General features: G+C 36.1%; 13 protein-coding genes. 11 read left to right on the plus strand and 2 right to left on the minus strand.

Going from position 1 to position 14,269, the window contains the following annotated elements; all coding sequences use genetic code 11:
- The first annotated feature begins 191 nt into the window (after positions 1-191).
- The 3 genes from cax (at position 192) to ACTQ5K_RS01920 (ending at position 3,219) form a co-directional block, all read left to right on the plus strand.
- Positions 192-1,256, plus strand: a complete 1,065-nt coding sequence (cax, locus tag ACTQ5K_RS01910) for a calcium/proton exchanger (protein WP_441131330.1) — start codon at positions 192-194, stop codon at positions 1,254-1,256.
- A 427-nt stretch (positions 1,257-1,683) separates the two neighbouring features.
- The gene (locus ACTQ5K_RS01915; RefSeq protein ID WP_031537436.1) at positions 1,684-2,295 is read left to right on the plus strand and encodes a YczE/YyaS/YitT family protein; all 612 of its coding nucleotides are present in this window, start codon (positions 1,684-1,686) and stop codon (positions 2,293-2,295) included.
- 99 nt (positions 2,296-2,394) lie between these two features.
- Complete coding sequence (locus tag ACTQ5K_RS01920; RefSeq protein WP_031537438.1) at positions 2,395-3,219, plus strand: YfkD famly protein; 825 nt, start codon at positions 2,395-2,397, stop codon at positions 3,217-3,219.
- A 213-nt stretch (positions 3,220-3,432) separates the two neighbouring features.
- On the opposite strand, the gene yfkAB is transcribed toward ACTQ5K_RS01920, so the two are convergent.
- On the minus strand, positions 3,433-4,554 hold the full coding sequence (gene yfkAB / locus ACTQ5K_RS01925; protein WP_441993383.1) for a radical SAM/CxCxxxxC motif protein YfkAB: 1,122 nt from the start codon (positions 4,552-4,554) through the stop codon (positions 3,433-3,435).
- A 360-nt stretch (positions 4,555-4,914) separates the two neighbouring features.
- Here yfkAB and ACTQ5K_RS01930 point away from each other — a divergent pair, with 360 nt between their 5' ends.
- From ACTQ5K_RS01930 to ACTQ5K_RS01955, 6 genes are all read left to right on the plus strand, one after another.
- The gene (locus ACTQ5K_RS01930) at positions 4,915-5,400 is read left to right on the plus strand and encodes a hypothetical protein (RefSeq protein WP_441993385.1); all 486 of its coding nucleotides are present in this window, start codon (positions 4,915-4,917) and stop codon (positions 5,398-5,400) included.
- 211 nt (positions 5,401-5,611) lie between these two features.
- The gene (locus tag ACTQ5K_RS01935) at positions 5,612-5,797 is read left to right on the plus strand and encodes an SE1561 family protein (RefSeq protein ID WP_031537442.1); all 186 of its coding nucleotides are present in this window, start codon (positions 5,612-5,614) and stop codon (positions 5,795-5,797) included.
- A gap of 189 nt (positions 5,798-5,986) precedes the next feature.
- Complete coding sequence (locus ACTQ5K_RS01940; RefSeq protein ID WP_031537443.1) at positions 5,987-7,528, plus strand: fumarate hydratase; 1,542 nt, start codon at positions 5,987-5,989, stop codon at positions 7,526-7,528.
- 176 nt (positions 7,529-7,704) lie between these two features.
- On the plus strand, positions 7,705-8,454 hold the full coding sequence (gene pdaA, locus ACTQ5K_RS01945; protein ID WP_081836630.1) for a delta-lactam-biosynthetic de-N-acetylase: 750 nt from the start codon (positions 7,705-7,707) through the stop codon (positions 8,452-8,454).
- A 109-nt stretch (positions 8,455-8,563) separates the two neighbouring features.
- Positions 8,564-9,430, plus strand: a complete 867-nt coding sequence (locus ACTQ5K_RS01950) for a DNA-3-methyladenine glycosylase family protein (protein WP_441131462.1) — start codon at positions 8,564-8,566, stop codon at positions 9,428-9,430.
- Positions 9,431-9,566: 136 nt separating this feature from the next.
- Positions 9,567-10,400 (plus strand): YitT family protein, encoded by an 834-nt coding sequence (locus tag ACTQ5K_RS01955; protein WP_048718026.1) that lies wholly within the window; start codon positions 9,567-9,569, stop codon positions 10,398-10,400.
- 87 nt (positions 10,401-10,487) lie between these two features.
- On the opposite strand, the gene hmpA is transcribed toward ACTQ5K_RS01955, so the two are convergent.
- Positions 10,488-11,696, minus strand: a complete 1,209-nt coding sequence (gene hmpA, locus ACTQ5K_RS01960) for an NO-inducible flavohemoprotein (protein WP_031537449.1) — start codon at positions 11,694-11,696, stop codon at positions 10,488-10,490.
- A 170-nt stretch (positions 11,697-11,866) separates the two neighbouring features.
- On the opposite strand from hmpA, the gene ACTQ5K_RS01965 reads away from it, so the two are divergent.
- Together ACTQ5K_RS01965 and rlmD are read left to right on the plus strand one after the other, a co-directional pair.
- Positions 11,867-12,325: an RrF2 family transcriptional regulator gene (locus ACTQ5K_RS01965; protein WP_031537450.1), complete on the plus strand. Its 459-nt coding sequence runs from the start codon at positions 11,867-11,869 to the stop codon at positions 12,323-12,325.
- Between the two features lie 534 nt (positions 12,326-12,859).
- On the plus strand, positions 12,860-14,260 hold the full coding sequence (gene rlmD / locus ACTQ5K_RS01970; protein ID WP_441993389.1) for a 23S rRNA (uracil(1939)-C(5))-methyltransferase RlmD: 1,401 nt from the start codon (positions 12,860-12,862) through the stop codon (positions 14,258-14,260).
- Positions 14,261-14,269 lie beyond the last annotated feature (9 nt).

Raw genomic sequence — 14,269 nt, forward strand, 5'->3', positions numbered from 1 at the left:
GATGTTAAATGGGATTGAACAGTAATGCAATAGATTTTTTAAAAGGGTTAAGAAAGTTAATGGACAAAAAGAAAAGCAGAAACATTTTTTTAGAGAATTGGTTATATTTGGGCAAAGTAGCTGTATAATAAGTTTAGCCTCCGGTTGGATGGGAAATTATATGAAAGTGATAGAAGAAAGGAAGCGAAAAAATGGTTAATAAAATATTTATGATTGCAGCTTTTATCGGGGTTCCAGTATCGATAATTGGCACATTACTCCATTGGTCAAGCATTGTTATGTTTGTAATTTACTGTCTTACAATCATCGCTTTATCTAGTTTTATGGGAAGAGCGACAGAAAGCTTAGCAATTGTTGCTGGTCCTCGAATTGGTGGATTATTGAATGCAACCTTTGGTAATGCAGTAGAATTAATCATTGCTATATTTGCATTACGTGAAGGTTTAACGGAAGTTGTATTGGCATCCTTAACTGGATCTGTTTTAGGGAATTTATTGCTTGTGGCAGGTTTGTCCTTCTTCATTGGGGGTTTAAAGTATAAGAGACAGCAATTTAATGTTTTTGATGCTCGCCACAATTCTGGTCTATTAATTTTTGCGGTAATCGTTGCATTTGTTATTCCAGAAGTATTTACGATGAATATGAATGAAGGAAAAACACTTTCTTTGAGTATCGGAATAGCTATTATTTTGATTTTATTATATTTAGGTGCATTATTGTTCAAGCTTGTAACTCATCGTGGAGTTTATCAAGTCGAAAAGAATGGCGAAGCTGGACATGGTCATGAGGAAACTCCAGAATGGTCCGTGAAAAAAAGCATCACCATTTTAGCAATCGCAACACTTGCTGTTGCTTATGTGTCCGAAAACTTAGTTCATACCTTTGAAGTAGTAGCAGAGTCCTTTGGATGGTCAGAGTTATTTATCGGTATTATCATTGTTGCTATCGTTGGAAATGCAGCAGAACATGCTTCAGCGGTTGTAATGGCCTATAAGAACAAAATGGATATTGCTGTGGAAATTGCAATAGGATCGACGCTGCAAATTGCCATGTTTGTTGCTCCATTATTAGTGCTAATCTCTTTATTTTTCCCGAGCGGAATGTCATTAGTATTTACACTGCCAGAACTTATTAGTATGGTAACAGCGGTGTTATTAATGGTGAGTATTTCGAATGACGGGGAAACGAACTGGTTTGAGGGAGCAACCTTATTAGCTGCTTATGCGATTATGGGGATTGGATTTTATTTGCTTTAAAACGTATAGGGAATATAGAGAAATAACAAGGCCTAGCCGCTTTCTTTACAGCGGCTAGGCTTTCTTTTGTAAATCCACCTCTTTATTAATCAAAATTAGTCTTTTTTAAGTATTCGTTGATTTAAATATGTTTTATAGGGAATCTATCATGTCGCTTCCATCGGATCACCAACCTCTTTCCTTTTATTGTTTGGATAAAATTCTGATTGATGAATATTCAAAGGTTTTTATTTTCCTCCTTTACTAAAATACAAGCGATCTAAAATAGCTACCCTCCTTTTATTTGATGGCTTTATTATACTATAATAACCGATAAATGTAAATATTCTGATTATTTTTTTGCGAATTTTGGACAAGTTTCCTATTTCTTATGCATATGTATGAAAGTAGCGATAAAAGCATGTATGAGGAAGGAGTAAAAAGGGGAATGTCATTGTTTTTTCGATGCGCTATCTATGTTGGTGGGCTTTTTATATTAGCATTTGGGGCTACGTTGACCATTAAGGCAAACCTAGGAGCAGGTCCTTGGGATGCACTCAATGTAGGACTATCTCATCTAGTGGGACTTACTATAGGAAGCTGGATTGTGATTATAGGAATCGTCCTTATATTCATTAATGCTTTTCTTTTACGCAAAAAGCCCAATTTATTATCACTTGCAACGGTATTTATTTTAGGATTTTTTGTTGATTTCTGGATGGCACATCTCGTCAATCAGCTTCATTATTTTATGTTTGCGAGCCAATTACTTTTACTTATTACAGGATTAATTATTATTGGTTTAGGCATAGCTCTTTATTTACAATCGGAATTTCCTTTAAATCCAATCGATCATTTTATGGTTACTATTCAAGAAAAATTTGGCGTAAATCTTATGACTGCCAAATTAATTGGAGAAATACTTGCGTTATTATTCGCCTTTTTAGTAAATGGCCCAATTGGACTTGGTACACTCATTATTGCTATTGGGCTTGGTCCTTCTATCCAATTTTTCCATCCGTATTGCTCGAAATTAACAGGAAAATTTGTAGTGAAATAGAAGTTAGAAAAAAATAATGTAATAATGGATAATCTAGGCGAACTCCGAAAAAAATAATTATAGTTATGGATGATTATTTGAAGGGAGTTCAAACATGCTATGTATAAGAAAATTACAATTGTGCTTTTATCTTTTTTCTTAATGCTTCCAATGTTAACTTATGCGGAAAAAGCAAAAGAGAAAGAAAAAGAGGAAAACCTACCGAAATCCAAAATTATTACCATACCTAATTCCGTTATGAATATAACAAAGGAAAATACGTATCCTAATCCGACTCAGGACGTGCCGAAGCTACAGCCTAGTGAATTAACGCAAAAGCTTATTAATTCTTCAAAGGTGAAAATCGACAATCCAGATTTAATCCGGATGCTGAATGAGTCTACGGTGAATAGTACGCCATTTGCTCTCGGCTATAAAGCGATTGTATATTTAGGACAGTGGCCCCTTAACTATGAATCAACAGAAACAGCACCGAATTGGGAGTATCAAAAAATAAATACTAATTTTTACGATAACCGTGGTGGCAAGTCCCCATATCAAATCCATTATGTACAAGAAGCACAGAAAACAGTAAGAGGTGGGTTAACTGCCAAGGTACCGAATGCGGAGCAAGTAAAGAAAATGATGTTAGTGAAAGCGACACAAAATTCAGGATTATCGCTTGCTTTTGAAACGGTAATTGGTACAGGGACTAAGAAGGATCAAATTTATAATATTCCTCCTAAAAGACTAGGATATTTATATGGATATGCTCCTGCTGTCAATGAAAAAGGGAAAGTGACATATGGAGAAGTTTATATCATGCTTAAAGGAAGCAAGAAATCAATAGTCGTTAAGAATGTAACTTCTCAAGGACTTGGTGCATGGATTCCAGTACAGGATCATGTTTCCTTTGGATTTTTGGCGAGCGAAAGGCCGAAATAAATAGGGAAAGAAAAGGCTGACTATTGGTTGTCAGTCTTTTTTTATGGGGGGGGAGATTTTGGAATGAATGGTGGGGGGGGAAGTAGTTTTGATGGGGAGGAAGAACGCCAAAAAAGCAACAGGAAGAGCAGAGAGTAGTTTTCAAAAAGCTGTTACATACTCAAAACCAATTAAAAAAGTGCCCATTCTTTCAAAAATGAGCACTGATTTCCTTTATCTACTAATTAATGCTTTTCTCGTAGTAAAATCAACATCTTGATAATAGCTATTTTTTACAAGTACGTTTGGACCGAGGCATTTGACAGCAGGGCAATGGCAATTTAATGAGCTGGCTAAATCAGTAGACAGCCATTTTTGAAAAATATCCTCTAAATTATCTTGTTGGATATTTCCAAGTGCTGGCGTATCGCCGAAGTCTGTCACAATAACGTCGCCGGTAAAAATATTTACATTTAAGCGAGAACGACCGTCTGGATCATTGCGAACCGTAACATTTTTGCTAGAATAAAGGCGATTTAAGAGCTGTAAGTCTTCTTCCTTCTTGTTACAAGGATAAAATGGAAGTGTACCAAATAGCATCCACACATTTTCATCACGAATATCTAAAAGATGGTTGATGCTGTCTCTAATTTCATCTAAAGACAAAGTTTCTAGAGCAGAAGCAAAATCTGATGGGTACATTGGGTGAATCTCGTGCCTTTGACATTTCATTTCTTCGACAATTTGTCGGTGGATATGTTCTAAATAAGGGAGGGTACGTTTATTAAGCATCGTCTCTGCAGAAACTACGACTCCTGCTTCTACTAATGCTCTACTGTTTGTAATAATGTTGTTAAATAGTTTGCCTCTTTGCTCATACGTTGGTTTTCGTGCCATCATGGCAAAGCCGCGTTCTGCAAATTCCTCTTCTGTTCCCCAGTTGTGGGAGATATGCAATACATCTAAGTAAGGAATTACTGGTACATAACGATCAAGTCCTAGTGTTAGATTGGAATTTAACTGTGTCTTTACGCCGCGACTGTGTGCATATTTAAAAAGCGGCACGACATAATTTTCCACAGATTTTCTACTCATCATTGGTTCTCCGCCTGTAATACTAAGGGAGCGCAAATGAGGAATTTCATCCAGTTTTTTCAACAATAAATCAATTGGCAAGGCATTCGGATCTTTGGGCTGGAGCGTATAACCAACAGCGCAATGTTCACAGCGCATATTACATAAGGTGGTTGTGGTGAATTCAATATTGGATAAAGTTAATTTTCCATGCTGTTCCATATCCATATAAGCTTCCCAAGGGTCAATGCTTGGAGTAATTATATTTTTTTCTGTAATCATTTTAAGCTCCTTTAAAAGAATAGTTAAACTATATCTATGTACAATTAAGGTATAGAATGCAATTTTTATCATTATCATGCCACGAAATGGCCCCTTGTCATTATTAAAGGAAAAATCCTATCTGTCAAATGTTTTTGTTTTAGGCTTTTATTGAAAAGTTTGTTGCTATCGCTCGCCGCCGAAAAACACTTCGCCTTCCATGGGGCTTGCGTATATTCCATAGGAGACTACGCGTATTTCGGCTGCTAATTTTTTTCAACTAATTCTTTTTTCCTATTGAAATCTTTTAGAAAACAGCTGTTTTAAATGATGCTTGTAGGGGAAAAGAAACAAATAATGAGAAGAAGGGAGATGGATGATATGTCTAATGCAACAAAGCAAGGAAATAAAATAGTAACAGGCTTAGTAATTGGAAGTGTCATTGGTGTCACGGTTTCTCTTATTGATCCAGCCACAAGAAGAAGAACAATCCAGAAGGTAGAACATGTTAAGGACACAGGCACTCGTTTTGTTCAAAACTATAAAGAAAATCCTGATGAGTTCAAGAGTAATTTTAAGGATAGAATGAGTATTTCTGCTGATACAATAAAGGAAATTGCGACAGAGACCCAAGGATTGTACAAGCAGATTCAATCTACCTTAAAAGAACGATCAAAGGATTTAAAAGAGATTTCAGATGATTTCAAACAGCTTTATTTTCAAACAATGAACCAGTATAAACGGATTACAAAAAAAATCATCATGACAAAAGATCAAATTATTGAATCATCCGATTTAGAAGAAAAGCCACAGCTTCCTGCTACAGCAGATAGAGAAGTGATGAAAACAGATACGGTACTTTCATAAGGCAACATGGAATAGCGTATATGGGGAAAGGAGCATCTAGATTGTATTGCTAGATGCTCCTTTTAGTCGTTATTTCAATTGCAGTCAACTAGTAAAACAATGGAATAAGGGGGTAAAAAGATAACACATGTGTAAAGCTATAATAAGGAAGGTTGCCGAATTGGAGAAAATTCGATACGATTATTAGGAAGTTTTGAAAGGAGAGAATACATTGGGGAGTTCTATTAATGATAAAAATGAGCAAGTTACTTTTTTAAAGACAAGATTAAATATGTTTATGGATGTACTAGATGCGATTGATCCAGAAGAAGCAGAATTAGAAGATATTGATCGTTTAATTGAAATGATAGACGAAATTGAATCGAAATGTAATGAATTTAAACATAGAGATATGTAATAAAGAGCTGCTTGGGTGAAAAATTCATCCAAGCATTTTTAATAGAGATTTTTGGGATATTTCTGTAAACGATTGCAAATCACTTCTCTAACGAAGGAGAGAAGAGTATAATTTTTAATAGGGAGTTATTTGAATGCAATAATAAAATTTGCAAGGATTCCTTGCATTTTTCAAATGAGGGGGAGAAGCATGTATTTTGAAAATCTTAAGAAGAGCATTTACGATTTAATTGTAGAAACATCGACCAATCTTCCGAAAGATGTACGACGGGCAATTGCGAAAGCTACAGCGTCAGAAAATGCTGGAACGCGTTCTGCGATGAGCTTAGCAACGATTACGCAAAACATTGGTATGGCAGATAAGGAAGTCTCACCTATATGCCAGGATACAGGGTTGCCAACTTTTAAAATTAAGACACCAATTGCTGTCAATCAGCTGGAAATAAAAGCAGCTATTTACGAAAGCATGGAACTTGCCACAAAAAATGGTAAGCTTAGACCGAATTCTGTTGATTCTCTTACAGGGGAGAATAGTGGAAATAATTTAGGGGCAGGTACACCTGTCATTAAGTTTGAACAATGGGAAAAGGATTATATCGATATTCGTTTAATTTTAAAAGGTGGCGGCTGTGAAAATAAAAATATTCAATACAGTCTTCCTAGTGAATTAGAAGGTTTAGGTCGAGCCGGACGCGATTTAGACGGAATCCGTAAATGTATTCTACATTCAGTTTATCAGGCACAAGGGCAAGGATGCAGTGCTGGTTTCATTGGTGTGGGAATTGGTGGAGACCGCTCTGCTGGCTATGATTTAGCGAAGGAGCAGCTTTTTCGCTCGGTAGATGATACAAACGATATCCCAGAATTAGCAGAACTTGAAGACTATATAATGGAAAATGCCAATAAATTAGGAATAGGTACAATGGGATTTGGCGGGGAAACAACACTTTTAGGCTGTAAAATTGGTGTGATGAACCGGATTCCTGCAAGTTTCTTTGTATCTGTTGCTTATAATTGCTGGGCATTCCGCAGATTAGCGATTTCTGTAAGTCCTGATACAGGTGAAATCAAGGAATGGCAATACCAAGAAGGGGATAAAATTAACTTTAAGGCAGAAGCTGATGAGCAGGATGAAGCAGCTGCTACAGAGGAAGTTATTACACTCCAGGCACCAATCAGTGAAGAGGCTATCCGTCAATTGAAAGTTGGAGACGTAGTTGAAATTACGGGCATGATGTATACAGGCAGAGATGCTATTCATAAGTATTTAAGTACAAATGATGCGCCAATTGATTTAAATGGGCAAATTATATACCATTGTGGACCAGTAATGCTAAAAGATAAGGATGGAAATTGGCAGGTTAAAGCAGCTGGACCGACAACGAGTATTCGAGAAGAGCCTTATCAAGGGGACATCATGAAAAAATTTGGCATACGAGCCGTTATCGGAAAAGGCGGTATGGGGGCAAAAACATTAAAAGCGTTAGAAGAACATGGCGGCGTCTATTTAAATGCCATTGGAGGAGCGGCTCAATACTATGCAGATTGCATCAAGTCAGTAGAAGGGGTAGATCTTATGCAATTTGGCATACCAGAAGCAATGTGGCATTTAAAGGTAGAAGGATTTAAAGCCGTAGTTACTATGGATGCCCATGGCAATTCACTGCATAAAGATATTGAAATGTCTTCCTTAGAAAAATTAGCACAATTTAAAGAGCGTGTATATAAATAAATTTTGAGAAAAACGGCTGTATATTAGCCGTTTTTTCTCTACCATTTCGTTGTTTTTTATTACCAAGAATGAATTCCTCCAGCCTACAGAAAATAACAAAAGGAATGTAAGGCAAAGGAGGAATTTCATTGAAATTGGCCATCAAAACGTTTATTTTCTTTTCTGCTCTTTGTTTCATGTCACTTCCTGTTTTAGCGAATGTATCCAATAAACCGCTAAGCTGGGGATTTAAAAAAGGGGTAAATGAGCAGCCGGCAGAAGCGGGAAAAGAATTAGATGAATTACTTGAAAAATATGGTGCTTACTATAAAGATACAAGCGAAAAGAAGGTACTTTACTTAACCTTTGATAATGGTTATGAAAATGGTTATACAGGTAAGATACTAGATATATTAAAAAAGGAAAAAGTGCCAGCAACCTTTTTTGTAACAGGTCATTATTTGAAAAGTGCTCCTGATCTTGTAAAAAGAATGGCAGCAGAAGGACATATTATTGGCAACCATTCTTACCATCACCCAGATTTTACACAAGTAAGTGATGAAAAGCTAAAACAGGAGCTTGAATCAGTGGTAACAGAGACAGAGGCACTAACAGGGAAAAAAGGGATGACCTATTTACGACCTCCCCGTGGGATTTTTAGTGAGAGAACATTAAAGCTTGCGAAAGAACTTGGCTACACGCAAGTATTCTGGTCCCTTGCTTTTGTGGATTGGAAGACAGATCAGCAAAAAGGCTGGCAATATAGCTATGATAATATTATGAAACAAGTTCATCCAGGCTGTATTTTATTGCTTCATACTGTCTCGAAAGATAATGCAGATGCATTGGAACAAGCAATTAAGGACTTGAAAAAAAGAGGCTATACGTTTAAAAGCTTAGATGATTTAACAATGAAAAGAGAAATGGATGAAGGAATATTCCATTAAATAGTGTTTCCCCGCCCGAATAGAGCTCCCCTCCATTTGGGCTTTTCAATGGATTTGTACACCTCTAATTATGCTATAATAAAAGTAAAATGAGAACAGGTGATGCTATTTGCATACAATTAACATTCCAGGACCATATAATTTTGATTTGGTATTAAGTCGGCTAGCATTGGACCCATTGCATGTCCTGAACAAGGAAGAAAGATGGGTCAAAGTACCAATTCGTATACATAAAAAACCGATTGTAGTGAAAGTACAAGCAACTGGAACAACGGATAACCCAACCTTTCTGGTAGAGCTTGATGAGGTGGACACATCCATACATGAGCTCATTAAGAGAGAAATCTGTAGAATTTTCAGATGGGATGTATCCTTGCAAGCCATTCATGAACATTTTCAAAAATCAAATTTAAAGCAAATTTTTGAAGAGCATTATGGCACGCCAATTGTGTTGGATTTTCACCCATATAATAGTCTTGTGAAATGTATCATTCATCAACAGCTGAACCTTAAATTCGCATTTACTTTAACACAAAGATTTGTTACTACTTATGGGATTAAAAAAAATGGTGTTTGGTTTTATCCATTGCCTGAAACGGTAGCAAGATTGACTGTGGAAGAATTGCGAGCCCTTCCATTTAGTACGAGAAAAGCAGAGTATATTATAGATCTATCAAAAGAAATTCAGAAAGGTAATTTACATATAGACAGCCTATATGAAAAGTCGGATGAAGAAATTATGGCAGAACTCCTACGTTATCGGGGTATTGGTCAATGGACAATTCAGAATGTATTGCTATTTGGTTTAGGGAGAAATAATCTTTTTCCCCTAGCAGATATCGGTATTCAAAATGCCATCAAGAAACTCTTAAAATTAGAACAAAAACCAACAAAAGAGGAAATGGAGGCAATGCTTCCAAAATGGCATCCATATTTAAGCTATGCTTCCCTTTATTTGTGGAGAAGTATTGAATAGGGAGTGAATTTCCTTTAGTCGTTTAATAATAGTAATTATGGTAAAATATAAGCTAAATAAGCTGATTATTTAAATAGTTTGAAACGAGGAAAGTAAATTGCAGAAGAAAACACAGAAAAAACAAAAGAAGCTTCTTATGGCTTCACGAGCACTATTAGTGATAATTGGTGGAATTATCACAGGGTATGGACTAGAAGCAGTCCTTATTCCAAATGCAGTCTCTGATGGAGGAGTTACAGGTTTAAGTATCGTTGGTTCTCAGTTAACTGGATTTCCCCTCGGGATTTTAATTGGAATATTAAATATTCCCTTTATATTTTTAGGATATAAACAGATAGGGAAAAGTTTTGCTGTATATTCCGTTATCGGCATACTATCTTTAGCTGTCAGTACAAGTTTAATGCATCATGTTCCAACAATAATTGAAGGAGATACCCTTCTGATAACGGTTGTTGGTGGGATTATCATCGGTTTTGGAATGGGTTTAGCCTTACGTAACGGTGGGGCATTAGATGGAATTGATATGTTAGCTGTATTGCTTTCAAGAAAATTACCATTTGGAACAAGTGATTTAATCTTATTTTTAAATATGTTTGTTTTTATTTTCGTGTCTACGGTATTTGGCCTCCAAGGAGCTATTTTATCCGCTATCGCATACTTCATTGCCTCTAAAGTAATCCATATTGTAGAAGAAGGTTTAAGTGGATCAAAGACATTTAAAATTATTACAGAAGAGCCGGAAATAATGGTAGAAACGATTCGTGATCGCTTAGGACGTAGTGCTACCTATACGCTTGCGGAAGGCGGATATTCTAACGAACAATTTAAAGAAATCACCTGTGTAGTCAGCCGCATGGAAGAAAGAAAAATGAAGGAAATAATACATGAATTAGATCCTAAAGCGTTTGTCGCTATTTACGATGTTTCAGAAGTAAAGGGCGGAAACTTTAAAAAACGGGATATTCATTAATAGAAAAGGAAAGCTAGTTGTGAAAAAAACTCGGCTTTCCTTTTTTGCGTTTTTAATTAAAACACATTCGCTTTTATATGAACTAGCTTATAATTTTAATGATGGTCCAAAGAATTCATAATGAATATGCGCATCATCGATACCATTGTCTTTCAAGCCTTTTACTACTGTCTGTAAAAATGGAACTGGTCCACAAACATAGTAATCCCCTTCTGCAACGATTGCACTTTCTTTTAGCCATTCTGAGTCAATGTAGCCAGCCTTCTTAAAGAAAGGATTTAATTTATCCTTCTCTGTTGGATTTTCGTAAATATAAGAAAGCTGGAAGTTAGTGATTCTATCTTTTATACTGATTAACTCCTCATTAAATGCTTGGATAGCGCCGTTTCTTGCAGAATGGATAAAGTTTACCTTTCTATTTGGCTGCTCTTCGGCAATTGTTGCTACCATACTCATAAATGGTGTAATACCAACACCACCACTGATAAAAACAATAGGGCTTTCTTCTTTTATTAGCGTAAAATCGCCAGCAGGTACAGTAACTTCTAACGTATCATCTACATTTATATCACTATGTAGATAATTAGATACTTTTCCATCCGGATTTTCTACTGACGCTTCTTTTTTGACAGAGATTCGGAAATATTCTTTATTACTTGCACTTGATAAGCTATATTGGCGATTAAATAAGAATTTCTCTCCAGGAATTGATAAACGGATTGTAATATATTGACCTGCTTCATAGGCTGGTAAAGAGCTTCCGTCTGCTGGAGCTAGGTAAAAGGAAGTAATCACATCACTTTCTTTTACCTTTTTGATAATTTTAAATTCCTTATAATCAGACCAACCACCACTTTTAGTAGCACTTTCTTCATACATTTGTTTTTCAATATCAATAAATACTTGTGCAATTGCACCATATGCATCAGCCCAAGCTTGGATAATCTCATCAGTAGCAGCATCCCCTAGAACTTCCTTGATTGCTTTTAATAGAAATTCACCAACAATTGGATAATGCTCTGCTTTAATCATTAAACTGCGGTGTTTGTGGGCGATTTGTTTGACAACTGGTATAATGGTCTCGAGTCGATCAATATTTTGTGCTGCTGCTAATACGGTATTAGCGAGAGCGGTTTGTTGACGTCCCTTTGCTTGATTAGCATGGTTGAAAATATTCAGAAGTTCAGGATGAGCCGAAAACATATTTTTGTAGAAAACAGTAGTTATTTGTGTACCATGGACTTGTAATACTGGTACAGTAGATTTAATAATCTCCATTGTTTTTTGTGATAGCATTTTTATAACCTTCTTTTAAAGTAATATTTTAAATACATCTTTTATGATAAAAGTCTGTCAACATAAAAGCAAGATTTTAAATACATCTTTTTCACTGTTTTTAACATGTTTAACAAAATGTTCACATTTTCACTATCAAAACCGTAAAAATAACAAAAGGAGATAGAGTTATGCGGTTAACTAATTATTCTGATTACTCTTTGAGAGTATTAATCTATTTGGCAACACAAGAAACGTCCAAACTTACAAATATAAAAGAAATATCCGAAGTTTATCAGATATCAAAAAATCACTTAATGAAGATTATTTTCAATCTCGGAAAACTAGGATATATCGAAACAATTAGAGGCAGAAGCGGTGGCTTTCGCTTAGCAAAGGATCCAGCTGACATCAATATAGGAGAACTTATCCGCAAAACGGAAGAGAATTTTTATTTGGTTGAATGCTTTGAGGATAAAAATGCATGTGTGATTACGCCGGTATGTTCGTTAAAACATGTCCTGAACAATGCATTAGAACAATTTTTCAAAGTATTGGACCAATACACACTTGCAGATATAGCGGAAAATCAGGTGATGCTAAAAGACTATTTTGCCATGAAACAAAAAACAAGTTCAGATGAAGATTGAATTTGTGTGTTATTCTGCTGAGTATTCTATCGTTTCTATTTATCAAGTCAATTAATATCCAAATAGAAAACGCAAAGAAACTGGAATGGTAAATCAGCTTCTTTGCGTTTTTTATATTTCTTTACTTATTCTTCTGTTTCATTCTCTGCTGGTGTTTCAGTTTCCCTATCTTCTGTTTGATCATCATTTTGGTCAGAACAGCCAACTTACATTCCTGTGAAAAGTAAAGCGGTCATCATTCCAAATGTTAACTTTTTAAAATTCAAAAGAATCACCTCAACAAAGTAATTTTTCGTACTACCCTAGTCTATAAAAGTATTATTAACCTACTATTAACTCAGTGCTAAATCATGTAATTATTTGCAGTGCTATTTACCTAAGGAATGTATTTTTTCTATTAGATGGGAATTTATTTCAACATCCACTCATAATAGAAACTGGATATTTTATCGCAGAAGCATTAGTATATGAAGAAGACAGAATGAGGAAAGATAATAGTAAATTTTTAATAGAAGATAATAGGAGTTATTATAGATGAAAGATAAACAGCAAAATACGGTGGCAAAGTTGAAGGTAGGACAAACCTTTCCATTAACAATCAAGCGATTAGGCATAAATGGCGAAGGAGTCGGCTATTTTAAAAGACAGGTTGTATTTGTGCCAGGTGCTCTTCCAGGAGAAGAAGTAGTAGTGGAGGCAACAAAGGTTCAGCCTAAGTTTTCGGAAGGAAAGGTAAAGAAGATAAGAAAATCTTCCCCCTTTCGCGTACAGGCACCATGTCCCATTTACGAGCAATGCGGTGGATGTCAGCTTCAGCATTTAGCCTATGACCAGCAGCTACAGGAAAAAAGGGATATCGTTATCCAATCATTAGAACGTCATACAAAGCTGAAAATCGATAAATTAGATATTCGCCCAACCATCGGAATGGAAGATCCATGGAACTATCGCAATAAGAGCCAATTCCAAGTGGGACAGCAAAAAAATGGCGCAATCATTGCAGGTCTATACGGACTTGATTCCCATCGTCTAATTCCAATTCAGAATTGCATGGTACAACATCCGTTAACGAACAAAGTATCAGAAGAAGTTCGCAAAATCTTAGAAGAATTCCAGATTCCAATCTATGACGAACGCAAGCAAAAGGGAATCGTTCGTACGATTGTTACGCGTGCTGGCTTTGAATCTGGAGAGGTTCAAGTTGTACTGATTACAACGCAAAAAGAAATGCCAAGAAAAAAACTAGTGATGGCCGAAATCAAAAAAAGATTACCAGAAGTGAAATCATTAGTCCAAAACATAAACGGCAACAAAACTTCCCTTATTTTTGGAGAAAAAACAATTCACTTAAGTGGGGAAGAGGTTATCCAAGAAACACTAGGAGATTTAAACTTCGAGCTGTCTGCAAGAGCGTTCTTCCAATTGAATCCTATGCAAACAGTAAAGCTGTATGATGAAGTCAAAAAAGCAGCTGCTTTAACAGGGAAAGAAAAGATTGCCGATGCGTATTGCGGAGTTGGAACAATAGGCTTATGGCTAGCAGATGGCGCAAGCGAAGTCCGAGGGATGGATACGATCGAAGCTGCGATTACAGATGCACAAAAAAATGCAGATAAACACGGTATCGAAAACGCAACCTATGTAACAGGAACAGCAGAACACTGGCTGCCGAAGTGGGTAGAAGAAGGGTGGCGTCCTGATGTGGTTGTAGTCGATCCGCCGAGAACAGGCTGTGATCGTAAGTTATTAGATGCGATTAAAAAGGTTAAACCGAAGAAGTTTGTGTATGTTTCTTGTAACCCATCTACTTTGGCGAAGGATATTGATTATTTATCCAAGGATTATAAGGTGGAGTACTTGCAGCCAGTGGATATGTTTCCGCATACGGCGCACGTTGAATGTATCTCGCAACTCATTTTAAAAGAAGGCAACTAACCCTTGTGG

Origin of the sequence: Niallia sp. Sow4_A1, assembly GCF_052116745.1 — a bacterium.
GTDB lineage: Bacteria > Bacillota > Bacilli > Bacillales > Cytobacillaceae > Niallia > Niallia hominis.

Excerpts from the sequence above, each read along its gene's own strand:
- ACTQ5K_RS01965 (WP_031537450.1), top strand. The coding sequence starts at position 11,867 with ATGCGGTTAACTAATTATTCTGATTACTCTTTGAGAGTATTAATCTAT.
- rlmD (WP_441993389.1), top strand. The coding sequence starts at position 12,860 with ATGAAAGATAAACAGCAAAATACGGTGGCAAAGTTGAAGGTAGGACAA.
- ACTQ5K_RS01930 (WP_441993385.1), top strand. The coding sequence starts at position 4,915 with ATGTCTAATGCAACAAAGCAAGGAAATAAAATAGTAACAGGCTTAGTA.
- ACTQ5K_RS01955 (WP_048718026.1), top strand. The coding sequence starts at position 9,567 with ATGGCTTCACGAGCACTATTAGTGATAATTGGTGGAATTATCACAGGG.
- cax (WP_441131330.1), top strand. The coding sequence starts at position 192 with ATGGTTAATAAAATATTTATGATTGCAGCTTTTATCGGGGTTCCAGTA.
- ACTQ5K_RS01915 (WP_031537436.1), top strand. The coding sequence starts at position 1,684 with ATGTCATTGTTTTTTCGATGCGCTATCTATGTTGGTGGGCTTTTTATA.
- yfkAB (WP_441993383.1), bottom strand. The coding sequence starts at position 4,554 with ATGATTACAGAAAAAAATATAATTACTCCAAGCATTGACCCTTGGGAA.
- ACTQ5K_RS01920 (WP_031537438.1), top strand. The coding sequence starts at position 2,395 with ATGTATAAGAAAATTACAATTGTGCTTTTATCTTTTTTCTTAATGCTT.
- ACTQ5K_RS01940 (WP_031537443.1), top strand. The coding sequence starts at position 5,987 with ATGTATTTTGAAAATCTTAAGAAGAGCATTTACGATTTAATTGTAGAA.
- pdaA (WP_081836630.1), top strand. The coding sequence starts at position 7,705 with ATGTCACTTCCTGTTTTAGCGAATGTATCCAATAAACCGCTAAGCTGG.
- hmpA (WP_031537449.1), bottom strand. The coding sequence starts at position 11,696 with ATGCTATCACAAAAAACAATGGAGATTATTAAATCTACTGTACCAGTA.